Here is a 24,457-nt window from a genome sequence, read left to right on the forward strand (position 1 = left end):
CATCATGGCGCGGTGTCCTCGGCGAGGACCCGCGCCATGGTGCGTTCGGCGAGCGCGGTGATGGTGACGAAGGGGTTCACGCCGATCGACCCGGGCACCAGCGAGCCGTCGGTGATGTACAGCTTCGAATAGCCCTTCACCCGGCCGTAGTCGTCGGTGGCCTTCCCCAGCACGCAGCCGCCCAGCGGGTGGTACGTGAAGTCGTCGGCGAAGACCTTGCTGGTCGAGCCGAACAGGTCGTACCGGTAGATCGTGGCGTTGGCCAGGTTGATCCGGTCGAACAGCTTCTTGGCCATGCCGACCGACACCGCGCTCTGGGCGGCGGTCCAGCCGAGCTTCACGGAACCGGAGGCCGCGTCGTAGGTGAATCTCGCCCGCTCCGGGTTCTTGGTGATCGCCAGATAGAGGCTGACCCAGTGCTCGAAGCCCATGGGCAGCGGGGCGATCTCGGCGAAGACCGGGTTGTCGGCGTTGGCCCAGTCGTCGATGCCCAGGACGGGCATGGTCGCCTGGTTGGCGCCGACCGTGTCCCAGATGTGGTTGGCGCGCCCGAGCATGGTGTTGCCGTTGGTGCCCCAGCCGGCGCCCACGCTGGAGTTCAGCTCGGGCAGGGTGCCGGTGTCCCGGGCGCGGACCAGGAGTTCGGTGGTGCCCAGGCTGCCGCCGCCCAGGAAGAGGTAGGTGCAGCCGTACTGCTTGGTCTCGACGACCGCGCCCGTGTTGTCGATCCGGTCGGCGGTCAGGACGTACGTCCCGTCGCTCGCCCGGCTGACGGCCTTCACCTTCTCCAGCGTGTGGATGGTGACGTTGCCGGTGCCGAGCGCGGCGGCGAGATACGTCTTGTCGAGGCTGCGCTTGCCGTAGTTGTTGCCGTAGATGACCTCGCCGGCGAGCGCGGACTTGGTGGCCGTGCCGGCCGCCTCGCGCTGCATGTAGCCGAAGTCGTAGACATTCGGCACGAACGTGGTCTTCAGGCCCGCGTTGGAGGCGGCCTTCCGGGAAGTGCGGGCGAACTTGTACCACTCGGTCGACTCGAACCAGGCGGGTTCGATGGTGTTGACGCCGAGCATGGAACGGGCGCGCGGGAAGTACGTGCCGTACATCTCCGTGGCGTCCACGGTCGGGAACTGCTCGGTGAAGTAAGACTGGAGCGGGGTGACCGCCATCCCGCCGTTGACCAGGGAGCCGCCCCCGACGCCCCGCCCGACGAACACGGACATGTGGTCGTAGTGCACCCGGTCCAGGACGCCCGGGTAGGAGTTGATGTTCTTGTTGACGAGGTCCAGCCACAGGAACGTGGCCAGTGGCGCCTCGGTGCGCGTACGGAACCACATGGAGCGCTCGTCCGGGGCGCTGGTGGAGCAGAAGACCTTGCCGTCGGAGCCGGTGGTGTTCCACAGCCGGCCCATCTCGATCACGAGGGTGCGGATGCCGGCCTGGCCGAGGCGGAGGGCGGCGACGGCGCCGCCGTAGCCGGAGCCGACGACGATCGCGGGGGCGCTCTCGGCGGCGGCCGGTTCGGCGGCTCGGGCGGACTGGAGACCGATGCGGGTGAGACCGGCCGTGGCGGCGGTCTGGAGGGCGACCATGCCCAGGATTTGACGTCTCGTCAGCTGACGCTGCATCAGTTTTGCTGTCATGCGCGCAGCATGTGCGGATTTTCCGGTTCCGCCTAGAGTCCCGGCAAGGTCTGAATCGAACCTTTGCAGCAGCTTTTTACAGGCGAGCAGCCTTTTACAGCAGCGCCTTGAGCCGCTCGGCGAGCAGGTCCCAGCGCCACTTCTCCTCGACCCACTGCCGCCCGCGCTCGCCCATCCGGCGGCGCAGTTCGGGGTCCCCGAGGAGCGTGGCGATCCGGTCGGCGGCGTCCTCGGGGGAGCCGCCCCGCACGACCCATCCGGTCTCCCCGTCGAGCACCGCGTCGGGCGCCCCGCCCGAGTCGCCGGCGACGACCGGCAGCCCCGTGGCCGAGGCCTCCAGATAGACGATCCCGAGCCCCTCGACGTCGAGCCCGCCGCGCCGGGTCCGGCACGGCATGGCGAAGACGTCCCCGGCGCCGTAGTGGGCGGGCAGCTCCGCCCAGGGCACGGCGCCGGTGAAGCGCACCGAGTCGGCGACCCCGGTCTCCCCGGCGAGTCGACGCAGATCCTTCTCGTACGGCCCGCCGCCGACGATCAGCAGCACGGCGTCCGGCTCCTTGGCGAGGATCCTCGGCATGGCCCGGATCAGTGTGTCCTGGCCCTTGCGCGGCACGAGGCGCGAGACGCAGACCACCACGGGCCGCTCGGTCAGGCCGAGCCGCGCCCGGACCTCGTCTCCGCCCGACGCCGGGTGGAAGGTCTTCTCGTCGACGCCCGGGGGCAGCTGGGCCATCCGTCCGGCCGCCTCCGGCGTCAGCGCGCCGGCGATGCGCGAGCGCGTGTACTCGCCGAGGTAGGTGATCGTGTCGGTGGACTCGCCGATCCGGCGCAGCAGCTGCCGTGCGGCGGGCAGCTGGGCCCAGCCGGCCTCGTGCCCGTGGGTGGTGGCCACCAGCCGCTCGGCGCCAGCCCTGCGCAGCGCCGGCGCCATCAGCCCGAGCGGGGCCGCCGCCCCGAACCACACCGAGGTGCACCCGTGCTCGCGCAGCAGCCCGACCGCCCGCCGGGTCGCCCCCGGCGTCGGCAGCAGCATCGTCGTACGATCGCGCACGACGGTGAAGGGCTGGTCGGCGTCGAAGGCGGCGGTCGCCTCGACACCCTCCCGGCTCCGCTTCCAGGTGGAGGCGTAGACGACCAGCCGGTCGGGGTCCAGGCGCAGCGCCATGTTGTGCAGGAACGCCTGGATGCCGCCCGGCCGGGGCGGGAAGTCGTTGGTCACGATCAGGGTCTTGTGCATCGCCGCCGACCCTACCCAACCGGCGTACGACGGGCACGGGCGCCCGCGGCCGTGCTTCATGGCACTTGCACAGGCCGGCGGGGGATCATGGGTCCGCACCCACCGCAGGCGGACGAACAGGGGCTCAGGTGAACAGGACGGGCGCGGGGCGGTCCCCGGCGTGGCTGCTGGGCGCCTGGGGCGTCACCCGGCTGGTGCTGCTGCTCTTCGTGGTGCGCCTGTTCGTCGTCCCGGGGGTGGACGTCACGACCGACGTGTCCGTGATCTACCACGGCTGGTACGAGGTGCTGCGCCACGGCAGCTTCCCGGTGGGCGACGTGACCTGGCAGTACCCGCCCGCGGCGGCACTGGCGATCCTCTCCCCCGGTGTCCTGCCCTTCCTCGGCTACACCACCGCCTTCTTCGTCCTGTCCTGTCTCGCCGACCTGAGCGTCCTTTCCCTGCTGCTGTACGCGGGCCGGCGTCCCGGCGCCTCGCTGCGCGGTGCCTGGGTGTGGGTGGCCGGTGTCCCGCTGCTCGGCCCCACGGTGTACGCGCGCTACGACCTGATGGTGACCGCGGTGGCGGTCGCCGCGCTGCTCGCGGGGGCCCGGCATCCCCGGGTGATGGGCGTGCTGGCGGGCTTCGGGGCGATGATCAAGGTGTGGCCGGTGCTGCTGCTCGTGGGGGCCGTGCGGCGCCGGGCGTGGGCCGCGGCGGCGGTGACCGCGGGCGCGCTGGCGGTGCTGTTCTCGGTGGCCATGCCCGGTGCCTTCACCTTCCTCACCGCCCAGCGCGGGCGGGGCACCGAGGTGGAGTCGCTGGGCGCGCTGGTCTTCCATGTGGCGCGGCACTTCGGCTGGCGCGGCCAGGTGCTGCTGAACTACGGCTCGGTGGAGTTCCTCGGGCCGTACGTCGGCGTGGTGAGCACGGCCGCCCTGGCGCTCAGCGGCGCGGCCTTGGGCTGGCTGGTGCTGTGGCGGCTGAGGGCGGCCCGCTTCCCGCCGCAGACGCTCGCGGAGGCGGCCTTCACGGCGGTGCTGATGTTCACGGTGACCAGCCGGGTGATCAGCCCGCAGTACCTGGTGTGGCTGATCGGCCTGGCCGCCGTCTGTCTGTGCTTCCGGCAGAGCCGCATGGGGCTGCCCGCCCTGCTGCTGGTGGCGGCGGCCTTCGTCACGCTCCTGGAGTTCCCGATCGGCTTCGCCCACGTCGTGGCCAGCGACCTGCACGGCACGGCCCTGCTGTTCCTGCGCAACGGCCTCCTGCTCACGGTGACGCTCCTGGCCGCCCGCACCTTGTGGCACACCACGGCCTCCGAGGCCCCCACCACGCAGGTACCGACCCAGGCGACCCGAACGAAGGGGTCCCCGGTCTCGTCCTGAGCCGGGAGCGCCGGCCGGGGACCGGGCGGAGACCCGCGACGGGGCAGGCACGCGCCCGAACTCCTCGCCCCCAGGCCCCGCCGCCGTCGTCACGCCTCAACCGCTGCCGCCGACCGCACCGCACGCACGAGGGCCCCGGGCGGTGCCCGCACGCCCCCGGACTCCTCGCCCTCGGGCCGCCGCCATCGCCCCGGACCGCTCCCGCCGACTCGCGATCCTGGCTTCCTGGCCGAGCAGCCCCTGCGTGATCACCCGCCTGGTGGCGGCGGGCAAGCTCGACCGGCACATGGAGGAAGGCGCGAACACGGTGCCGGCCTTCCTGCGGTACCTGCCGGACCGGGCGGAGCAGGCGGCCGTGCTCCGCCGCCGCCTGGACTTCCTGGAGACCCCGGCGAGCTTCTCCGGCAGGGCAGGCTGCGAGTGGCGCGGGCGACGGGCCGGGCGGAGCGCGAGTGGCTGCGCGAGGCCCTCGACCTGCTCTCTCAGGCGAGCTGGGCCCGCACGTAGTCCTGCCACTGCGCGGTGAACGCCTCCGGGGTCGTGCCGAGCACCTTGCGCAGCGCGTCCCGGACCGCGCCCGCCCGCTTCCCGTGCCCGCCGACGGCCCGGTAGAACTCGCCGAGGCGGACCTCGCCCCAGCGGTCGGCGATCATCCGGCAGGCCAGCCAGCCGCCCTCGTAGGCCTGGGCGAGCCTGGTGGGGTCGCTGTCGAAGCCGAAGTCCTTGTCGACGGGCAGATCGGCCGGCACCCGGTCATCCTGGACGGCCCGCGCCAGCTCCGGCGCCGCCTCACCGGGCGCCCGGCCCGTGCCGAGGTAGCCGATCCAGTCCGCGTAGCCCTCGGAGAGCCACAGCGGCGTGGCCGGGGTGGTGTCCGCACGGGTCGCCACGTGGGTCGTCTCATGGGTGAGCACGACCTGTTTGCCGACGTTGCCGAGAAGGGCGTACGCCTCCGGGTTGATCACGACCCGGTCCGCGGGCGCCTTGCCGGAACCGCCCGCCTCGCCGGTGGTGACGGCGGCGATCCCGCGGTAGGAGGAGGCGGGTGAGCCGAGGACACCCGCCATGCCCTCCAGGGACTGCGGTACGAGCACGACGAGCTGCCGCGTCCAGTGCGTGCCCCACGCCTGGGAGACGGCGGGCACCGCGCGGTCGGCGAGCCTTGCGTACGTGTGCAGCGTGGCGGCCGGCTGCCCGACCCCGAGGATCAGGCTGCGCCCGCCCCTGACGGCCCTCACCTCGCCCTGGTCCCACAGCTGCTGGGCCGCCTTCTTGGCGGGCCTGTCCGCGGCGACGTACCACTGCCCGTCGGCGGTGCGCCGGAGGGCGAGCGTGCGGCCGGTGGTCACGGGGGCCTTGTCGATGCCGCGCAGCCGGTAGCGGAGCTCGGCGGCGGCGGTGGCCGTGGAGCCGGTGCGGTGCAGGGCGGTCAGCCGGTAGGTCCAGGAGGCCAGCGGGACGGTGCGGAGGTTCTCGTACGGCGTGCGCGAGCCCGTCCTGCCGTACGCCGTCTCGTCGTGGCCGAGCAGCGCCGCCGCCCGCCGGTCGAGCACCTGCTGCACCTCGGTGCGCGCGGAGTCGGCCGCCGTCCGGCCACCGCCGCACCCGGTCAGGGGAACGAGCAGCAGACAGAGTCCCACCACTCCCGAGCGCCACGCCCGTCTGCGACCAGCCACTTCCCGATCGTAAGGCCCGATGCGCCGAGTCAGACCCGGGTGACCGAGGAGATGGGCATCATCCCGACCGGGTCGTAGCGCACCGGCGCGCCGGGGTGGGGGGCGTGGATCACCTGGCCGTTGCCCACGTACATCGCCACATGACCGGCGTCGGAACGGTAGACGACCAGGTCACCGGGGCGCACCTGGGAGAGCGGAATCCGCCGGCCGGCGTAGCGCTGCTCCTGCGAGGTGCGCGGCAGATGGACCCCGGCGTGCGCGTACGACCACTGCATCAGGCCCGAACAGTCGAAGCCGGAGGGCCCGTTGGCGCCCCAGACGTAGGGGCGGCCGAGGGCGGAGCGGGCGGCGGCGAGGGCCGCGGCCGCACGGCCGGCCGGGGCGGCGGCGCCGGAGAGCTCCGGCATGTGCTGGCGAGCGCCGCGGGTGGCCCGTTCGTAGGCGGCGCGCTGCGCGGCCGGCAGGGAGTTGAGCAGCTTGCGGGCCTCGGCGAGCTTCTTCTCGATGGTCCGCTTGTGCGAGGCGACGACCTTGCGGCTCCGCTCCAGCTCGGTGAGCTTCCCGACCGTCTCGGTGCGCTCCTGGGCGAGTTCGCGCAGGGCCGACTGGAGCTCCTTGAGCCGGCCCGCCTGATGGGCACCGATCCGGTCGAGCGTGGCCGCCTTGTCGAGGTAGTCGGCCGGGTCGTCGGAGAAGAGCAGGGCCACCGTGGGGTCGATGCCACCCGAGCGGTACTGGGCGCCGGCCAGCGAACCGAGCTCGTCCCGCATGGTGTTGATGCGCTCCTGCTGACGGGCGATGTGGTCCCGTGCGTCGCTCACCTGCCTGCGCAGCACGCCCACGCGTTCGCCGGCCTGGTCGAAGGCCTCGGTCGCCTTCTCCGCCTCCTGGTAGAGGCGGTCCACCTCGGCGCGGGGGTCGCCGTGCGGCGCGGCGGCCGCCGGTACGGCGCCGAGGGCCGCGGCAGCGGCGGACAGGACGCACAGGACGACGGCGCCCCGGTTGAACCCGGACGGTACAAGGCGGCGATGGGACCCCACGGGAAGCCGCGCTCCTTCCGCTGGCGGACGGCTGACTGTTCGGAAACTCGCCAGACAGTAGCCGCGCGGACACGCAGCGTCCAAAGCCCGCCGACCTGCCACGCACCGGCCACGCAACGCGACGACCCGCCGCCGACGCAGGTCAGCAGCGGGTCGGGGGGTCAGTTTCCGGTTGTCGCGAATCGCCCGTTCGGGCGGCAGCCGCAGGGTCAGACGCGGACGCCGAACTCGAAGGTCATGTTGCCGATCGACTCGTACCGCACCACGGCGCCGGTGTGCGGGGCGTGCAGCACCTGGCCGTTGCCCGCGTACAGGCCGACATGGTGATAGTCGCCGTAGAAGATGACGAGGTCACCGACCTGCAGGTCGCTCTGATTGTAGATCCGCGTGCCGGCGCTGGCCTGGGCCTCGGAGGTGCGCGGGATGGAGACGCCGGCCTGGGCGTAGGCCCAGGAGGTCAGGCCCGAGCAGTCGAAGGAGGACGGGCCGGAGGCACCGTAGACATACGGCGAGCCGAGCTTGCTCTTGGCGGCGGCGAAGGCCGCGGCGGCCCGGCCGGAGGCGGGGGTGTCGTTGCCGAGGTCCACGCGCTCGCTGGCGGAGCGACTGGCGCGGGCCTGGTCGGCGGCGAGCGCCGCCTTCTCCTTGGCCGTCAGGGTGTTGAGCAGCTTCTGCGCCTCGGCGAGCTTGCCCTGGACTTCCTTCTTCTTCTTGCCCAGCTCGGTGCGGGTGGAGGCGAGGTCCTTGAGCTTGTCCGTGGCCTCTGCCCGCTCCTGGGCGAGTTCGCGCTGTTTGTCCTGAATCTTCTTCAGGGCCTCGACCTGCTGACTGCTCAACTGGTCGAGCGTGGACGCCTTGTCGAGGTAGTCGTCCGGGTTCGAGGAGAGGAAGAGCTGGACGGACGGGTCTATGCCGCCCGAGCGGTACTGGGCGGTGGCCAGCGAACCCAGGCCGTCGCGCAGCTTGTTGAGGTCCTCCTGGCCGCGGGCGACGTTGTCCTGGATGGTGGAGATCTCCTTCTGGAGCTTCTCCTGCTTCTCCTTGGCCCCGTTGTACTTCTCGGTGGCCTGCTCCGCCTGCTCGTAGAGCTTGTCGACCTTCGCCTTGACCTCGTCCTTGCTGAGCTTCTCGCTCGGTGCCGCGTTGGCGGCGTTCGCGCTCAGGGCGACGGCAGCGGCGGCTGCGGTGGTCAGCACGGTCACGCGTGTGCGGCTCGGCTGCTTGGGTCGACGGTGGGACGCCACGGAGACGGGCTCCTTCTTTTGAGTGATCACCCGTGTGGAGGTTCGAGCCCAGACCCTAGTGACCTTGCTGTGATCAGTTCAAATCCTCACACCAAAAAATCCCACCCCGCAATGCATTCTTTGCACACAACTCACATGCTGTGATCCCCGATTGACGCTAGGTTGAGTGACAGTTCGGTCAATTCGGGCATTGCATATGTGTGTTGAATGTTCAGGACAGTCGCTTCAGAAGCACCGCAGACGCGACGGGTCGGGCACCTGCCTTGGCGACCCCGTCGGCCACCTCGCGGTCGGTCGAGGCGACGATGACCGGACGGCCCGGCGGCTCCGCGCGCACCAGCTGGCGGATGAGTTCGTCGGCCGTGACACCCGGCTTGGAGAACAGCACCCGGACGCCGCGCGGCGGGGCGAGCAGGACGGGCGCGGCCAGTTCGGCGCCGTCGAAGACGCAGGTCACCTCGGCGCCGGTCTGCGCGGCGAGCTGCGAGAGCTGGCCGAGCAGCCGCAGGCGCTGCTTCTCCAGCGGCATCTGCGGATAGCCGGTCTTGGTGACGTTGTAGCCGTCGACCACCAAGTGCGCCTGCGGCAGGGCGAGAAGCTGATCGAGAATGGCCGGATCGCTGTCCGACAAGGCCCGAGCCGCGATGTCCTTCGGGGTCATTCGTCCCGGTTCGACCGCATCCACGGTCTCGGCCGGGCGGACGGAGACGGGCGGCAACGCCAGTTCCCGGCGCAGCCCTTGGGCCGCTTCCAGCACGGTGTCGAGCAGCAGCCGTACCCGCATGTCCTCGACGCTGCGCCCCTCCCGGGCAGCCCTCCGGGTGGCCTCCAGGGCGGCCTCGGCCTCCCCAAGGCGGGCCTTGAGGCGCCGGGTCTCGCTCTCGGCGGCGGACACCTGGGCGTGCCCGTCGGTGCGTACGGCCTCGATCTCGCCCTGGACCTTGCGCAGGGCCGCCTCGCCGCGCTTGACGTCGCTCAGGGCAGCCCTGAGCTTGCGGTGAAGCGATTCCGCTTCCTTCTTCGCCGTCTCCAGCTCGATACGCAGCCGCTCGGTCTCGGCCCGGGTCTGCTCCCGGGCCCGGTCGAGGTCCTCGCGCAGCCGCTCCAGTTCGGCCCGGCTCTCCTCGTCCGCGCGCTCGGCGTCCGCCCGCTGGGCCTCCTCGCCGGCCGCGGTCACCAGCTTCACCCAGCCCGTGGGGCGCAGTACATAGGCCGCGGCCGCCACGTCGAGCGGGTCCGCGGCCGGGGGCGGCGAGCCGGAGTCGAGGGCGCCGGCGAGTTCCGGCTGGGCCTCTCTCAGCTTCTCGCCGATGCGCTGCCGGAACAGGGCATCGGTCTCCAGGGCGGCCGCCATGGCGTTCCCGGCGAACTTCGCCCGGCGGTTCGGGGCGAACCGGGCGTACTGCCGCAACTGGGCGGGCAGTTCGCCGACGGTCAGCCCGCCGAAGCCGTCCGAGACGATCTGTACGACACGGCGTCGCACGCCGTCGGGCAGCGGACGGTCAAGCACCTCAGCGGTGCCGTCGCCCGGCCCCCCGCCTGTGGTCTCCACCATCCGTCACACCCCAATATCCGTACGGGGCCGCTCCCGGTCAGGAGTCGGCGCCCGGCCTGTCCACCAGTTCCACCTGGTCCACCGCGTTGCACCAGCGGCAGCGGACCGACTCGATGGTCTCACTGACCACCTCGCGCTCCTCGATCTTCGGCTCTCCGGCCAGGTCGAGATGGACGTACTCGACGACCTTCGAGGCACGCGTCACGTCGAAGCGCGTGAGGTTGCCGCAGAGGGTGCAGCGCCACCGCGTCGTGGCGGTAGGCAGGGGAACCGGCATCGTGGCTGTTCGCTTCCTTCTAGTGTCCGTGACGCGCCATCTGCCCGACGCGTGTGGCTCGTAACCCTACGGCCTGCTGGGGACTCGCCGCTGGTGCGTCCACGGCGGCGAGGCGGTCTGTGTGAGTGCGTCCCCTTACGTCATGCTCTGTGTCCATGATCAGCAACTGGAGCGCGGTGGCCGCGAGGACCTTCAGAGCGGTTCGGAGCACGCCGGCGCCGATGACGTACACCTTCATCGCCCTGTGCTGCCTGATCTTCGTGATGGGTCCGGCGTCCGGGCTCAATCCGGCGTACGGCACGGGGGACGCGCTGCTCGCCGTGCAGCGGGCGTACTTCCGGCACTGGGGAGTGATCCCCGCGAAGCTGTTCGAGCAGCCGGCGCAGGAGGCCCTCACCCCCGCCACTGCCCTCTTCGTGCACGGCAGCTGGGTGCATCTGCTCGGCAACATGCTCTTCCTCTACGTCTTCGGCGCGATGACCGAGGAGCGGATGGGCCGCGTGCAGTTCACCCTGTTCTACGTCGGCAGCGGCTATCTCGCGCTGATCGGCTACGCGGCCGCCAACGCCTCGTCCCAGCAGTCGCTGGTGGGCGCGTCCGGGGCGATCTCAGCGGTACTCGGAGCGTTCCTGTACCTGTTCCCCGATGCCCGTGTCACCAGTCTCCTCCCCTTCCTGTTCTTCCTCCCGCTGCGCTTCCCGGCCTGGGTCGTCCTGCCCTTCTGGGCGGCGATCCAGTGGCTGGCGGCGGGCCGCGCCTCCCAGGGGCCCGGGGTGGCCTATCTGGCCCATCTGGTGGGCTTCTCGCTGGGCTTCGTCTTCGCGTGGGTGCGGTTCGGGCGGACGACTGCCGTGTCTTGCCGGGGGGCAGCCCCCGGACCCCCGGCAGAACGACCAAGCCGGCTGGACCGCGAGTAGGGTGAGAGCCCCAGCGAGGCCCCCGAGGAGAGAAACAGCCGTGATCACCGCGATCGTCCTCATCAAGACCAGCGTGGACCGGATCCCCGAGATCGCGGAGCAGATCGCTTCGCTGGACTCGGTGAGCGAGGTCTTCTCCGTCACCGGTACGTACGACCTGATCGCGATGGTGCGGGTCAAGGAGCACGAGGAACTGGCGGACGTCATCCCCGGCCGGATCAGCAAGATCCCCGGGGTGGAGGGGACGGACACGCACGTGGCCTTCCGCACGTACTCGCAGCACGACCTCGAGGCGGCGTTCTCGATCGGGCTGGACAACTAGGACCTGTCCGGCCGGGGCCTGTCCTAGACGGTCACGTCGACCGCCGCGATCCCGGTGCCGGAGGGGACGTAGAGGCGTCCGGCGCGGATGACCGGGGTGTGCTGGTCGTCGCCCCGGGTCTGGCCGATGTCCGCGCTCCAGCGCGGTCTGCCGTCGCTCAGGGCCAGGGTCTGGATGCGGTTGCCGACGCGGGCGTACACGGCGTCGCCGGACACCACGGCGCTGGGAAGCGAGGGGGTGCCGTCGCCGACTTCGCGCGTCCACGCCTTGGTGCCGTCGGCGGCCCGCAGCGCGTAGACGCCGCCGTTCTCGGTGGCGACGGCGACGGACCGGTTGCCCGGGACCGGGTTCGCCGGGCTGCTGTCCGGGTTCCGCCACAGCCGTTTGCCGTCCGTGCTCCGGAAGCCCTGCAGGCCGGGGGCGGAGTCGGCGAGCAGCGTCGTGCCGGCCAGCACCGACACCGTCACGTCGGCTCCTCCCGGCACGGACCACTTCATGGAGCCGTCCGTGGCCTCCAGCGCCAGCAGCCGGTCTCCGTAGCTCCCGGTGTAGACCACACCGCCCGCGACCAGCGGGATACCCGTGGGACCGGCGGGGGTCGTCACGAGCCAGCGCTCGCTGCCGTCGGGGGCGACGCAGCGCAGGCCGCCGGCGTCGGTGCTGCCCATGACGACGAGCACGTGGTCACCGAGCAGGACCGGGATGCTGTAGCCGTGGTCGCCGAGGGTCTGCTGCCACTTCGGGGTGCCGTCGAGGGCCACGGCGCGCAGGCGGCGCAGGTTGCGGTCGTGGTCCCAGGTCACGCAGAAGACGCCGTCCGCGGTGACCACGGGAGTCGAGACTTCGTCACCGAGTTTGATCTTCCAGCGGCGGCTTCCCGTGCGGGAGACGGCGTGCAGGGTGCCGCTGGAGCTGCCGATGCAGACGGCGGAGCCGTCCGGGGCGAGGGCGACGCAGGGACCGTCCAGCCCGCCGAGGCCACCGACGTCGTACTGCCACCGCAGCACGGCGGGCCCGCCGGTACGTTTCCCGCCGGCGCGGGGCGCCCCCACGGACTTGTCGCCCCCCTCGCCTTCGCTCCCCGCCCCTTGCTGCCAGAGCCCCCCTCCGACCCCGGCCCCCGCGGCAACCACGGCGCCACCGGCCAGCACCTTCAACAGCCGCCGTCGCCCGGGAGCCACCACACCGGCCGGGGCGACGGCGGTCACGGCTCCGGAGGCCCGGTTCCCGGGTGCGGCAACGGGGGTCGCATTCGCATCGGGCACGGGGGCTTCGGCCTCGGGCGCGGCAGCGGCGCTCACGTACACGTCGACATCGGTCCCGGGTGCAACAGCCTCGGCCTCGGGCGCGACAGGGGCGATCACGGAGACGCCCGATTCGACCCGGGCCGCGTAGGCATCCGCCACCGGTGCGGCGCCGTCGGTCACGGACGCGGTGACAGCGACGACCGGCAGGGCATTTCCGGTCGCGGACTGATCGGCATCGGTTACGGGCGCGGTGCCGCCGGTCCCCGGCGCACCGGCGTCGGTCAAGGACGCGGCAATATCCGTGCCGGGTATGGCAGCGGCCGACGCAGATGCGCCGGTATCGGTCGCAGGTGTGGCAGCGCCGGACGCGGGGTCGTCGCCGTCAGGCTCGGGCACGGTGGGTCCGGTCCCCGGCGCGACGACATCAGGCGCAGACTCGGCGGTGGTGGTGGCGATGGCGGTGCCGGGCGCGGCCGCTCCCGTCACTGGCGCGGCAGCGGGCGGCGCGGAGGTGTCGGTGCCCGGTGCGGTGGTCGCGGGGGTGTGGGGGGCCGCGTACTCCACGCCGCTCGCGCGGTCGGTCGGGATCCAGTGGGGTGCGGCGTGGCGCGGTGTGGGGTCGGGTGTGCCCGCGTACCAGCCCGGGCGGATGCCGGCGCGCAGTGAGGTCGGGCTATGGCCGGTGGACGCCAGCAGGTCCGCCGGGGTCGGGCGCTCCAGTGGGTCCTCTCGCAGGCAGGCCGCCACCAGCGGGCGCAGCTCCTCCGGCACCCCGGACAGGTCGAAGTCGCGGGTCAGGATGCGCAGCAGGACGACCGAGTCCTGGCCCTCGCCGAAGGGCTCGCGTCCGGCCGCCGCGTAGGCCAGGACCGCGCCCAGGGAGAAGATGTCGCTCGGCGGTCCCACCTGGCCGCCGTTGCGGATCTGCTCGGGCGAGACGTACCCGACCGAGCCCACCACCGCGCCGGTGCGGGTCAGTGACGTGGCCTCCAGGGCCCGTACGATCCCGAAGTCGATGACCCGGGGGCCGTCCGCGCCCAGCAGGATGTTGGAGGGCTTCAGGTCGCGGTGGACCATCCCCTTGGCGTGGATGGCGGCGAGCGCCTCCCCGAGCGCCCCCGCCAGGACCCGCACCGCCGACCGGGGCAGCGCGCCCCCGTCCAGCACCGCGTCCCGCAGGTTCGGGCCCTCGACGAACTCCGTGGCCATCCAGGGCCGTTCCGCCCCGGTGTCTGCGTCCACCACCCGCGCGGTGTACGTGCCCGCGCCGCCGACGGTCTGCGCGGCCCGCACCTCATGGCGGAACCGGGCCCGGAAAGTGCGGTCCTCGGCGTGCTCGGCCCGCACCACCTTCACCGCGAGCCTGAGTCCGGTGCGCGACTCGGCGAGATACACCTCGCCCATCCCGCCCGCGCCGAGCCTGCCCAGGACCTCGTACGGCCCGATCCGCCGCGGATCCGCCGCGCGCAGCGCGTCCACCCCGTGCTCCCCCGTCAAGAGTCCGGCTGACAGGGGGAGCGTATACCGCGGTGACGTACGGCGATCAGACGGCCGGGACGCAGCGCCCGTCCTCGGTGCGGTACTGCCACTTGGCGCCGTCCCGGACCAGTTCCTTCACCGCGTTCACGAACCGCTCGACGTGCTCGTCCGGCGTGCCCGCGCCGAAGCTGACGCGGACGGCGTTGAGGGACTTCTCACCGGGCGCGGCCTCCGGAGCGCCGCACTCGCCCTGGGTCTGCGGGTCACTGCCCAGCAGGGTGCGCACGAGCGGGTGCGCGCAGAACAGGCCGTCGCGGACCCCGATGCCGTACTCGGCGGAGAGCGCGGCGGCGAAGTGCGAGCTGTTCCAGCCCTCGACGACGAAGGAGATCACACCGACGCGCGGGGCGTCGTCGCCGAAGAGGGAGAGGACGCGGACCTCCGGGACCTCGGCCAGGCCCTCCCGGACCTTGCGGATCAGGTACTCCTCACGCGCCACCAGGGTGTCGAAACCGGCCTCGGTGAGGGCCTTGCAGGCGGAGGCGATGGAGTAGACGCCGATGACGTTCGGGGAGCCAGCCTCGTGGCGGGCGGCGGTCTCGTGCCACTCGACGGCCACTCCCCCGTCCGTACGGCGGCTGACCTTGCGGCTGGCGCCGCCGCCCGCGAGGTACGGCTCGGCCGCGCGCAGCCAGTCGGCGCGGCCGGCCAGGACGCCGGAGCCGAACGGGGCGTACAGCTTGTGGCCGGAGAAGGCGACCCAGTCCACGTCCAGGTCCTGGACCGACACCGGGTGGTGCGGGGCCAGCTGGGCGGCGTCCAGGACGATCCGGGCGCCGTGCGCATGGGCAGCGGCGGCCAGTTCGCGGACCGGCCACAGCTCGCCGGTGACGTTGGAGGCGCCCGTGACACAGACGAGGGCCGGGCCGTGGCCCCCTTCAGTGGACGCAGTGCGGTCGGCGAGGGCCCGCTCCAGGGTCTCGACCGCCTCTCGCGGGCTGCGCGGGGCGTCGAGGTAGCTGACCCGGGCGTCCTTCCAGGGCAGCAGCGAGGCGTGGTGCTCGGTCTCGAAGACGAAGACCTGGCAGTCGGCGGGGAGCGCGGCGGCGAGCAGGTTCAGGGAGTCGGTCGTGGACCGGGTGAAGATCACCTGGTCGGCGTCGCGGCAGTCGAGGAACTCGGCGACCGTCTTGCGGGCGTTCTCGAAGAGGTCGGTGGAGAGCTGGGAGAGGTAGCCGGCGCCGCGGTGGACGCTGCCGTAGTAGGGGGCGTAGGCCGCCACGTCGTCCCAGACGCGCTGGAGGGCGGGGGCGCTGGCCGCGTAGTCGAGCGCGGCGTAGGTGACTTCGCCGCCCGTGACGAGCGGGACGGTGACATCCCCGCCCAGAACGGGCAGCGGCCCCGGAATGTCACTGCAAACGGTCCGGGCGGCGGCAGCGGTGGAGACGGACATGGTGAACTCCCGTGAGAGGCAAGGCGGAACCACCACGCGAGCGCGCACGGCTCGAGCGTGGGGAAGGTGAAAGGGGTACGCGGAGGCGGGGCTCTACGCCCTATCGCATTCGCTTGCTCACAGAAGGCTCCCTCGACGACCAGGACCCCTGGTGTACGAGGGGTCCGCGCTTGCCGTAGACCTCGCTGCCTACGACCTGGTCCTCACCCGGGGCACCCCGCCACGGACGGAGGGTTGCCGGACAGTCGGCCGGGGCCTCATGACTGTCACTCATGACCTGAACAGGAAAGTACGTGAAGTGATCGCGGTCCCGCAACCCGTGTCCGGATCGCGGGACCGCCGACCGGTCGTGTCAGGCGTTGCTGGCGGCCACCCACCGCTCCAGCACCCGCTTGGCCGAGCCCGAGTCGATCGACTCCGCGGCCTTGGCCATCCCGGCGCCGATCTGCTCGGCGAGGGTGCCGGCGCCCGGGTCGAGGGCCAGCAGGGCCGCCGCCGAGTTCAGCAGCACCGCGTCGCGTACGGGGCCCGGCTCGCCGTCCAGCAGCCGCCGGGCGACCTCCGCGTTGTACGACGGGTCGCCGCCCCGCAGCGCCTCCACCGGCACCAGCTCGATGCCGACGTCCCGCGGGTCGAAGCTCTCCTCGGTGACCTTGCCGTCCCGGACGACCCAGACATGGGAGGTGGACGTCGTGGTCAGCTCGTCGAGCCCGTCGTCGCCGCGGAACACCAGGGAGGAGTTGCCGCGCTCGGCCAGGACGCCCGCGATCATCGGCGCCAGCCGCGGGTCCGCGACACCGACCGCCTGGGACTTGACCTTGGCCGGGTTGGTCAGCGGGCCGAGGGCGTTGAAGACCGTACGGATGCCCAACTGGCCGCGGGCCGCGGCGACATGGCGCAGCGCCGGGTGGAACTTCACGGCGAAGCAGAAGGTGATGCCCGCCTCCTCCGCGACCTCGGCGACCCGCTGGGGCGTCAGGTCGAGATTGATGCCCAGCTTCTCCAGGACGTCGGAGGAGCCGGACGCCGACGAGGCGGCCCGGTTGCCGTGCTTGACGACCTTGGCGCCCGTGCCGGCCACCACCAGCGCGGACATCGTGGAGATGTTCACCGTCTTCGCGCCGTCGCCGCCCGTGCCGACGATGTCGACCGTGCGACCCGACACCTCGATCACCTTGGCGTGCTCGTACATCGCCCGGACGACGCCGGTGATCTCCTCGACGGTCTCGCCCTTGGCCCGCAGTGCCACCACGAAGCCGGCGATCTGTGCGTCGGTCGCCTCGCCGCGCATGATCCGGTCCATCGCCCAAGCCGTCGCGTCGGCGCTCTGGTCACGGCCGTCCAGCAGGGCGTTCAGTACCTCGGGCCAGGAACGGCCCGCCGCGGTGTCGCCTCCAGCGGGGGTCACAGCGCTCATAAGCCGCTCCTGGATGAGGTCCCGGCATCCGGGACGCGAATCTCAACAAGGTCCACCCTATCCAGCCGCCGGGCATGGCGAAGGGCCCCGTCCGAACACCGGACGGAGCCCCTGCCGTGGCGTGGCGTGCGCAGCGATCAGTGGTGGCCGTGGCCGCTCGTGATCTCCTTGTACTCCTCGACGGTGGCCTTCGGGATCTGGGAGTCCTCGCCGTAGAGCGCGTCGCTGAGCTTGGCGCGCAGCTTCTGCGTGCCCGCCACCTTGCGCTCGACACCGTTCTCGTCGACCGTCGGGCCGATCTCGGCCGGCGCGTACTGCTCGTGCGCCGTGAGCGTGTGCAGCTGCTCCTGGCTGAGCGGCTCGTGGATCTCGATGAACTCACCGTGCGGCAGGCGCTTGATGATGCCGGTCTCGCGACCGTGCAGCACCTTCTCCCGGTCCCGGCGCTGCAGGCCGAGGCAGATCCGCTTGGTGAGGAGGAAGGCCAGGACCGGTCCGACGAAGACGAAGATCCGGACGAACCAGGTGACCGCGTTGATCGACAGGTTGAAGTGCGTGGCCCACAGGTCGTTGCCTCCGCCGACCAGCAGCGTCAGGTACACCGTCATCCAGGCGACACCGAGCGCGGTGCGCGTCGGGGCGTTGCGCGGGCGGTCCAGGATGTGGTGCTCGCGCTTGTCGCCGGTGACCCAGGACTCGATGAACGGGTAGACCGCGATCGCGACCAGGACCAGCGGGAAGATCACCAGCGGGATGAACACGCCCAGGACGAGCGTGTGACCCCAGAAGTTGACCTCCCAGCCCGGCATGAAGCGGATCAGACCCTCGGAGAAGCCCATGTACCAGTCGGGCTGGGCGCCGGTGGAGACCTGGTCCGGACGGTAGGGGCCCATGGCCCAGATCGGGTTGATCTGCGCGACCGCGGAGATGGCCGCGATGACACCGAAGACCAGGAAGAAGAAGCCTCCGGCCTTGGCCATGTAGACCGGCAGCAGCGGCATGCCGACGACGTTCTTGTTGGTCTTCCCGGGACCCGCGAACTGCGTGTGCTTGTGGTAGAAGACCAGGATCAGGTGGCCCACGACCAGGCCGAGCATGATGCCCGGCAGCAGCAGGATGTGGATCGAGTAGAACCGGGCCACGAAGTCGTGGCCGGGGAACTGCCCGCCGAAGAGGAAGAACGACAGGTACGTGCCGACGATCGGCACGGACAGGACCGCGCCCTCCATGAAGCGGACACCGGTGCCGGAGAGCAGGTCGTCCGGGAGCGAGTAACCGGTGAAGCCGGTGAACATGCCCAGGACGAACAGCAGGAAGCCGAACAGCCAGTTGATCTCACGCGGCTTGCGGAACGCGCCGGTGAAGAACACGCGCATCATGTGCACGAACATGCCGGCGAGGAAGATCAGCGCGGCCCAGTGGTGGATCTGCCGGATGAGCAGACCACCGCGCACGTCGAAGGAGATGTGCAGGGTCGAGCTGAACGCCTCGGACATCAGCTGGCCCTGCAGCGGGACGTAGCTGCCGTGGTACTCCACCTCGTTCATCGACGGGTGGAAGAACAGCGTCAGATACACACCCGTGAGGATGATGATGATGAAGCTGTACAGGCACACTTCGCCCAACATGAACGACCAGTGGTCGGGGAAGATCTTGCGCATGTTGGACTTGGCCAGGGAGTAGATCCCGAGCCGGCCGTCGGCCCAGTCGGCGACGCGCTCGCCGGCGGGCGCCTTGCCGCGTCGCTCGTTGTTCTCGTTGGTGCTCATCCGCGCTCCCAGAATGCAGGACCGACGGGCTCTTCGAAGTCGCCGAGCGCCTCGAGGTAGCCCTCGTCGTTCACGCCGATGCGGAGCTGCGGCAGGGCGTGACCGGCGGGGCCGAAGATCACCCGGGCACCGTCGGAGAGGTCGAAGGTGGACTGGTGGCAGGGGCACAGCACGTGGTGCGTCTGCTGCTCGTACAGCGAGATCGGGCAACCGACGTGGGTGCAGATCTTCGAGTACGCCACGATGCCCTCGTGCGACCACTCGAGCTCGCGCTTGTCCTTGATGTTGTCCGGCTGGAGCCGGACGATCATCAGGGCCGCCTTGGCGATCTCGACCTGGAACTCCTCGTCGGTCTCCTCCAGGCCCTCGGGCTTGGCGAAGGTCAGCGAGCCGACGGCGACGTCCTCGGGACGCAGCGGCTCGTTGGTGTTCATGTTGACGAGCAGCTTGCCCTTGGCCCACAGGGTGTGGCGGAGCGAGGTCCCGGGCAGCGGGCCGAGGTCACGCAGCAGCATGACGCCGGAGAGCGGCACCAGGGCGAGCGCACCGAACATGGTGGTGCGGATCAGCCCACGGCGGCCGATCGCCGACTCCTTGGCACCCTGCTTGAAGTCGGCGATGACCTTCGCCTTGACCTCCGGCGGCGCCGAGATCGCGTGACGCTCGTCGGCGACCTCCACGTCCGACATCAGCGTGCGGGCCCAGTGGACCGCGCCCGCGCCGATGCAGAACAGCGCCGTGCCGAGGGTCAGGCCCAGCGCGAAGTTCAGCGCGCTGAGGTGGCCGATCGGGAAGACGAAGATCGACTTGTCGTGCGGGATCGCCACGTACGAGGCGATGAAGCCGACGGTCGCCAGCATCGAGACCGTGAACAGCAGGGCGACGACGCGCTCGGACCGCTTGGCGGCCCGCTCGTCGATGTCCTGGATCCGGTGCTCGTGGGGCGGCAGGCCCGGGTCCGCGAACGGGTCCTTCTCGTCCGCGATGCTCACCGCGCCGTGCGCGGCCTCCTGCTCAGCGGGCAGGTTCTCTTCTGGAATGTCTTGGCTACTCATGACTTCTTGGCCTTTGCGGTCCGAGCGGCGACCCAGACGGCGACCGCGATCAGTGCGCCCAGACCGAAGATCCACGCGAACAGGCCCTCGGTGACCGGCCCGAGGCCGCCCAGTTCGAGACCGCCGGGGTTCTCCGTCTTGTCGCTGTCGACCGCGTTCAGGTACGCGATGATGTCCTTCTTGTTCTTCTCCGACAGGGTCGTGTCGGGGAAGGACGGCATGTTCTGCGGGCCGGTGAGCATGGCCTCGTAGATGTGCCTCGGCTCGACGCCCTCAAGAGTCGGCGCGTACTTGCCATCGGTCAGCGCACCACCCTTGCCGGTGAAGTTGTGGCACTGCGCGCAGTTGGTGCGGAACAGTTCACCGCCCTTGGAGATGTCCGCGCCTTCGGGGCTGTACTGCTCACCCGTCGGCACCTGCGGACCGGCACCCAGCGAGGCGATGTACGCCGCGAGCAGGTCGATCTGGGCCTGCGTGTAGACGGGCTTCTTGCGCGGGACCTGGGCGCCCTGGGAGGTGGCGGCGGGCATACGGCCGGTGCCGACCTGGAAGTCGACGGCCGCGGCGCCGACGCCCACCAGGCTCGGCCCGTCGGAGGAGCCCTGGCCACCGGTGCCGTGGCAGCTGGCGCAGCCGACCGAGTAGAGCTTCTTGCCCTGCTCGATGGTCAGGGACTGGGCGGTTTCATCGGCCTGCGCCTTGCTCGCGGGCGCGAACGCGGAGTACAGCCCCCCCGTGGCCGCCAGCGCGAGGAGTAGGACGACGACCGCCGCCAGCGGATGGCGTCGTCGTGCGGAGAGCTTTTTCACGGATTACCCCGGTGTCAGGATCTTCTGCGTCGATGCTTCTGGGAAGTGCGTTACGCGAACGCACGTGGGATCGGGCCCGGCTACTTGATCATGTAGATCGTGGCGAAGAGGCCGATCCAGACGACATCGACGAAGTGCCAGTAGTAGGACACGACGATGGCCGCGGTCGCCTGCTCGTGGGTGAACCTCTTCGCCGCGTAGGTGCGGCCGAGGACGAACAGGAAGGCGATGAGGCCGCCCGTCACGTGCATGCCGTGGAAGCCGGTGGTCAGGTAGAACACCGAGCCGTACGGGTCGGAGGAGAGCGAGAGCCCGTCCTTCTTCACCAGCTCGGTGTACTCGTAGATCTGACCGCCGATGAAGATCGCACCCATGATGAAGGTGACGATGAACCAGGCCCGGAGCTTCTTCACGTCACCGCGCTCGGCGGCGAAGACGCCCATCTGGCAGGTGAAGGAGGAGAGCACCAGGATCGTGGTGTTCGTCGCCGAGAACGGGAAGTTCAAGGCCTCGGCCATGTGCTTCCAGTGCTCGGGACCGGTCACCGATCGCAGGGTGAAGTACATCGCGAAGAGGGCCGCGAAGAACATCAGCTCGGAACTCAGCCAGATGATGGTTCCGACGCTGGTGAGGTTCGGCCGGTTGACCGACGGGTGCGCGTGCCCGGTATCTACTGTCGTTGCTGTCGCCACGACCGACATTATGTCGGTCGCTTATCCCGCCCTCACTCCGGGGGGTGCCGTTCGGAGTGTCCGTACCGTGTGTACTGCCCGGATGGCCCATCCGGCGGTCTTTCGAAGTCCTGTCCGAGCCAGTGTTGACACGGTGTCGGAAGGGGTAGCATCCGGCGCATCGGTCCTGTCCGTACGACGCCGACGTCTCGGAGGAACAATGCAGCCGACCGCCACGGTGCTGGTCTACAGCGACGACTCCAACACCCGCGAGCAGGTGCGGCTAGCCACCGGGCGCAGGCCGGCCCCGGACGTCCCCGTGGTGGAGTTCGTGGAGTGCGCGACGCCCGCCGCCGTTCTCACGGAACTGGACAAGGGTGGCATCGACGTCTGTGTGCTGGACGGCGAGGCCGTGCCCATGGGGGGCATGGGCATGTGCCGCCAGATCAAGGACGAGGTGTTCAACTGCCCGCCGGTGCTCCTGCTGATCGGGCGCCCCCAGGACGCGTGGCTGGCCACCTGGAGCCGTGCCGACGCGGCCGTGACGCTCCCTGTGGAGCCGGTGGAGTTCGCGGGTGCCCTGGCGTCCCTGCTGCGGCAGAAGAGGCTCCAGAGCGCCTAGGAGGCCGGGGGCGGGGCGCGGGGTGTGTACGGCCCGCGCCGCACCCCGAGTGGTCACACCGCGGTCGGCCGGAGCCGGTCCGCGTCCTGCGGCTTCGGGCCGTCCTGTTTGCCGTTGGTCAGGGCGCTGCCCGTGCGCCACTTGGCCCAGTCGAGGTTCCAGTCACCGAAGCCGTTGCCGAACGGCTCCATCTCGTGCCCGTTGGAGTTGACGACCTTGACCAGGTCGCCGGGGTGGAACGTGTCGAAGAACCACTCGGCGTTGCTGGTGTTCATACCGGTGCAGCCGTGGCTGACGTTCGCGGACCCCTGGGAGCCCACCGACCAGGGTGCCGCGTGCACGTACTCGCCGGACCAGGTGACGCGGGTCGCGTAGTACACCGGAAGGTCGTAGGAGTCGGAGCTGTCCTCGGAGATGCCGACGGTGGTGCCGCGCATCCGTACGAAGTACTGCTTTTCCAGCACCACCTTGACGCCGTTGCGGGTCTCGAAGCCGGGCTTTCCGGTGGTGACCGGGATCGTGTTGATCAGCGCGTCGTTCTTGTAGACCGTCATGGAGTGCGCCGAGGCGTCCGTGACGGCAAGGATCTTGTCGCCCGTGGTGAGGGTCAGCGGCTTGGCCTTGCCGCCCCACAGCCGGTCGCCGACCTTCACGCCCTCCAGGTTGCTGTGCACCAGGATGGTCGCGTGGGCGGGCCAGTAGTCCTTGGGGCGGAAGTGCAGTTGCTTGTCGTTCACCCAGTACCAGGTGCCGTCCGCGGCGGGCGTGGAGTCCACCCTGAGGGCGCGCTCGACGACGGCCCGCTGGGCCTTGTCCTTGATGGGCTGGTTGAGGTCGGCGGTGATGGGCTGCCCGACACCGTACTGGCCCGCCTTGGGCCCGAAGGTGACGTCCAGGGTCTTCTTGGTGGAGGGCTTGCTGGTGTCGAAGGTGAGGACCTTGCGGCCGGGGGCCCCGTCCTCGTCCTCGGTGCTGACCCGCACCGTGTAGTGGGCGTCTGCGGCCAGCGGGGAGGTGCTGTGCCAGCGGCTGCCGTCGGCGGCCAGTTCGCCCGCCACATAGCGTCCCGTCGAGTCGGTGGCCGTGACGTCCGTGATGCGTCCCTCACCGTCCTCTGCGGTGACCTCCAGGGGCTTGTCCGGGTCGACCTTCTTCCCTGCGCCGGTGGGGCTGTTGAAGGAGATCTGGTCCGCTGCGTCGTACGGCTCGTCCGCCAGCGGGTTTCCGTCCGAACCACACGCGGTGGCGCCGGCGCCCAGGGCGGTCACCAGCAGCGTGCAGCCGACGACGACGGTGCGGGTGCGCGGAGAGGTTCTCATGACCTCACGCTAAGAAGCTTCGTCGGCCGCGGCGCGGTGGGTGAGGCGGACGGGGGACGGGCCCGGGGCGCCCCCGGACCGCAACGGAAAGAGCCCGGACCTCCTTACGGAGTGTCCGGGCTCCCCTGTTGGCTCGGCGCCGTGCTACTGGGTGCGGTTCTCACCGTGGTAGTACTCGAAGACCCAGCCGAACAGGCCGATCAGGATGATCGGTGCCGAGAAGTACAGCAGCCACCAGCCGACCGCGACACCGAGGAAGGCCAGCGCGCCACCGATGCCGAGGGCGAGCGGCTGCCAGCTGTGCGGGCTGAAGAAGCCCAGCTCGCCCGCGTCGTCCGCGACGTCGGCCTCCTTGTTGTCCTGGGCACCCGCGTCGACCCGCCGGGCGGTGAAGCCCAGGTAGAAGCCGATCATGATGCTCAGGCCGAAGGCCAGGAAGAGCGCCGTGGTACCGGCCGGCTCCTTCGACCACACGCCATAGACGATCGCCATGACGAGGAGGAAGGCGCTCAGCCAGATGAACAACCGGCCCTGGATCTTCACTTGCCGGCCTCCTTGTTGCCCGCGATGGCGCTGCTGCCGTGACCGGCCAGCTCCAGCTGCTCCATGGCGGCGATCTCCGGGTGGTGCAGGTCGAACGCCGGGGATTCACTGCGGATCCGCGGCAGGGTGAGGAAGTTGTGACGCGGCGGCGGGCAGGAGGTCGCCCACTCCAGCGAGCGGCCGTAGCCCCACGGGTCGTCGACACCGACCGGCTTGCCGTACTTGGCCGTCTTCCACACGTTGTAGAGGAACGGCAGGATCGACAGGCCGAGCAGGAACGAGCCGATCGTCGAGATCGTGTTCAGCGTGGTGAAGCCGTCGGCCGCGAGGTAGTCCGCGTAACGACGCGGCATGCCCTCGGCGCCCAGCCAGTGCTGCACCAGGAACGTGGTGTGGAAGCCGATGAACAGCGTCCAGAAGGTGATCTTGCCGAGCCGCTCGTCGAGCATCTTGCCCGTCATCTTCGGCCACCAGAAGTGGAAGCCGGAGAACATCGCGAACACCACGGTGCCGAACACCACGTAGTGGAAGTGCGCCACCACGAAGTACGAGTCCGAGACGTGGAAGTCCATCGGCGGCGAGGCCAGGATGACACCGGTCAGGCCACCGAACGTGAAGGTGATCAGGAAGCCGGTCGCCCAGAGCATCGGCGTCTCGAAGGACAGCGAGCCCTTCCACATGGTGCCGATCCAGTTGAAGAACTTCACCCCGGTCGGGACCGCGATCAGGAAGGTCATGAAGGAGAAGAACGGCAGCAGCACACCGCCGGTGACGTACATGTGGTGGGCCCACACCGTCACG

General features: G+C 70.6%; 21 protein-coding genes, 1 pseudogene and 1 riboswitch. Of the genes and pseudogenes, 5 read left to right on the plus strand and 17 right to left on the minus strand.

The window, feature by feature from the left end; all coding sequences use genetic code 11:
* Positions 1-2: 2 nt before the first annotated feature.
* Positions 3-1,640, minus strand: a complete 1,638-nt coding sequence (locus Q8A52_RS19460; protein WP_450818100.1) for a GMC oxidoreductase — start codon at positions 1,638-1,640, stop codon at positions 3-5.
* Positions 1,641-1,734: 94 nt separating this feature from the next.
* Positions 1,735-2,877: a glycosyltransferase family 4 protein gene (locus Q8A52_RS19465; RefSeq protein ID WP_316753873.1), complete on the minus strand. Its 1,143-nt coding sequence runs from the start codon at positions 2,875-2,877 to the stop codon at positions 1,735-1,737.
* A gap of 128 nt (positions 2,878-3,005) precedes the next feature.
* On the opposite strand from Q8A52_RS19465, the gene Q8A52_RS19470 reads away from it, so the two are divergent.
* Together Q8A52_RS19470 and Q8A52_RS19475 are read left to right on the plus strand one after the other, a co-directional pair.
* Positions 3,006-4,241: a glycosyltransferase family 87 protein gene (locus Q8A52_RS19470; protein WP_316753875.1), complete on the plus strand. Its 1,236-nt coding sequence runs from the start codon at positions 3,006-3,008 to the stop codon at positions 4,239-4,241.
* A gap of 247 nt (positions 4,242-4,488) precedes the next feature.
* Positions 4,489-4,748: pseudogene (locus tag Q8A52_RS19475) on the plus strand (PadR family transcriptional regulator); the annotation flags it as partial.
* Here the strand turns inward: Q8A52_RS19475 and Q8A52_RS19480 are convergent.
* The 5 genes from Q8A52_RS19480 to Q8A52_RS19500 all read right to left on the minus strand — a co-directional run bounded on the left by Q8A52_RS19480 (position 4,724) and on the right by Q8A52_RS19500 (position 10,033).
* On the minus strand, positions 4,724-5,917 hold the full coding sequence (locus Q8A52_RS19480; RefSeq protein WP_316753877.1) for a hypothetical protein: 1,194 nt from the start codon (positions 5,915-5,917) through the stop codon (positions 4,724-4,726). The pseudogene Q8A52_RS19475 and the gene Q8A52_RS19480 overlap by 25 nt on opposite strands.
* Before the next feature lie 29 nt (positions 5,918-5,946).
* The gene (locus Q8A52_RS19485) at positions 5,947-6,957 is read right to left on the minus strand and encodes a C40 family peptidase (RefSeq protein ID WP_316753879.1); all 1,011 of its coding nucleotides are present in this window, start codon (positions 6,955-6,957) and stop codon (positions 5,947-5,949) included.
* Positions 6,958-7,166: 209 nt separating this feature from the next.
* Positions 7,167-8,201 (minus strand): C40 family peptidase, encoded by a 1,035-nt coding sequence (locus Q8A52_RS19490; protein ID WP_316753881.1) that lies wholly within the window; start codon positions 8,199-8,201, stop codon positions 7,167-7,169.
* Positions 8,202-8,412: 211 nt separating this feature from the next.
* Positions 8,413-9,756 carry an NYN domain-containing protein gene (locus tag Q8A52_RS19495; protein ID WP_316753882.1) on the minus strand — a complete coding sequence of 448 codons (1,344 nt, stop codon included), beginning with the start codon at positions 9,754-9,756 and terminating at the stop codon, positions 8,413-8,415.
* A 37-nt stretch (positions 9,757-9,793) separates the two neighbouring features.
* Positions 9,794-10,033, minus strand: coding sequence for a hypothetical protein (locus Q8A52_RS19500; protein ID WP_316753883.1), 240 nt, complete (start codon positions 10,031-10,033; stop codon positions 9,794-9,796).
* A 155-nt stretch (positions 10,034-10,188) separates the two neighbouring features.
* Between Q8A52_RS19500 and Q8A52_RS19505 the strand changes: the two genes are divergently transcribed.
* Together Q8A52_RS19505 and Q8A52_RS19510 are read left to right on the plus strand one after the other, a co-directional pair.
* On the plus strand, positions 10,189-10,950 hold the full coding sequence (locus Q8A52_RS19505) for a rhomboid family intramembrane serine protease (RefSeq protein WP_316753885.1): 762 nt from the start codon (positions 10,189-10,191) through the stop codon (positions 10,948-10,950).
* A gap of 40 nt (positions 10,951-10,990) precedes the next feature.
* Complete coding sequence (locus Q8A52_RS19510) at positions 10,991-11,272, plus strand: Lrp/AsnC family transcriptional regulator (RefSeq protein WP_316753888.1); 282 nt, start codon at positions 10,991-10,993, stop codon at positions 11,270-11,272.
* Between the two features lie 23 nt (positions 11,273-11,295).
* Here Q8A52_RS19510 and Q8A52_RS19515 read toward each other — a convergent pair whose 3' ends face one another.
* The 7 genes from Q8A52_RS19515 to ctaE form a co-directional block, all read right to left on the minus strand.
* Positions 11,296-13,998 carry a protein kinase domain-containing protein gene (locus tag Q8A52_RS19515; protein ID WP_316753890.1) on the minus strand — a complete coding sequence of 901 codons (2,703 nt, stop codon included), beginning with the start codon at positions 13,996-13,998 and terminating at the stop codon, positions 11,296-11,298.
* Positions 13,999-14,062: 64 nt separating this feature from the next.
* A complete protein-coding gene (locus Q8A52_RS19520) occupies positions 14,063-15,451 on the minus strand; it encodes an aminotransferase class V-fold PLP-dependent enzyme (RefSeq protein WP_316753892.1) in 1,389 nt (462 codons plus the stop codon).
* Positions 15,452-15,612: 161 nt separating this feature from the next.
* Positions 15,613-15,729: riboswitch (SAM riboswitch) on the minus strand.
* A gap of 74 nt (positions 15,730-15,803) precedes the next feature.
* A complete protein-coding gene (trpD, locus tag Q8A52_RS19525) occupies positions 15,804-16,868 on the minus strand; it encodes an anthranilate phosphoribosyltransferase (protein ID WP_316753894.1) in 1,065 nt (354 codons plus the stop codon).
* 137 nt (positions 16,869-17,005) lie between these two features.
* Positions 17,006-18,637 carry a cytochrome bc1 complex cytochrome b subunit gene (qcrB, locus tag Q8A52_RS19530; RefSeq protein ID WP_316753896.1) on the minus strand — a complete coding sequence of 544 codons (1,632 nt, stop codon included), beginning with the start codon at positions 18,635-18,637 and terminating at the stop codon, positions 17,006-17,008.
* The gene (gene qcrA, locus Q8A52_RS19535; RefSeq protein ID WP_316753898.1) at positions 18,634-19,692 is read right to left on the minus strand and encodes a cytochrome bc1 complex Rieske iron-sulfur subunit; all 1,059 of its coding nucleotides are present in this window, start codon (positions 19,690-19,692) and stop codon (positions 18,634-18,636) included. Before qcrA ends, qcrB begins: the two co-directional genes overlap by 4 nt.
* Positions 19,689-20,501: a cytochrome bc1 complex diheme cytochrome c subunit gene (gene qcrC, locus Q8A52_RS19540; RefSeq protein WP_316753900.1), complete on the minus strand. Its 813-nt coding sequence runs from the start codon at positions 20,499-20,501 to the stop codon at positions 19,689-19,691. Before qcrC ends, qcrA begins: the two co-directional genes overlap by 4 nt.
* An 80-nt stretch (positions 20,502-20,581) precedes the next feature.
* Positions 20,582-21,202 carry an aa3-type cytochrome oxidase subunit III gene (gene ctaE, locus Q8A52_RS19545; RefSeq protein ID WP_316753902.1) on the minus strand — a complete coding sequence of 207 codons (621 nt, stop codon included), beginning with the start codon at positions 21,200-21,202 and terminating at the stop codon, positions 20,582-20,584.
* A 190-nt stretch (positions 21,203-21,392) separates the two neighbouring features.
* Here ctaE and Q8A52_RS19550 point away from each other — a divergent pair, with 190 nt between their 5' ends.
* Positions 21,393-21,794 (plus strand): response regulator, encoded by a 402-nt coding sequence (locus Q8A52_RS19550; RefSeq protein WP_316753904.1) that lies wholly within the window; start codon positions 21,393-21,395, stop codon positions 21,792-21,794.
* Between the two features lie 53 nt (positions 21,795-21,847).
* Here the strand turns inward: Q8A52_RS19550 and Q8A52_RS19555 are convergent, their stop codons facing one another.
* The 3 genes from Q8A52_RS19555 to Q8A52_RS19565 all read right to left on the minus strand — a co-directional run.
* Positions 21,848-23,113: a L,D-transpeptidase gene (locus tag Q8A52_RS19555; RefSeq protein ID WP_316753906.1), complete on the minus strand. Its 1,266-nt coding sequence runs from the start codon at positions 23,111-23,113 to the stop codon at positions 21,848-21,850.
* Between the two features lie 144 nt (positions 23,114-23,257).
* Positions 23,258-23,656: a cytochrome c oxidase subunit 4 gene (locus tag Q8A52_RS19560; protein ID WP_316753908.1), complete on the minus strand. Its 399-nt coding sequence runs from the start codon at positions 23,654-23,656 to the stop codon at positions 23,258-23,260.
* A partial coding sequence (locus Q8A52_RS19565) for a cytochrome c oxidase subunit I (protein WP_316753910.1) occupies positions 23,653-24,457 on the minus strand: 805 nt, incomplete at its 5' end. The genes Q8A52_RS19565 and Q8A52_RS19560, both read right to left, overlap by 4 nt.

It is taken from the genome of Streptomyces herbicida, from assembly GCF_032656585.1.
Classification (GTDB): Bacteria; Actinomycetota; Actinomycetes; order Streptomycetales; family Streptomycetaceae; genus Streptomyces; species Streptomyces herbicida.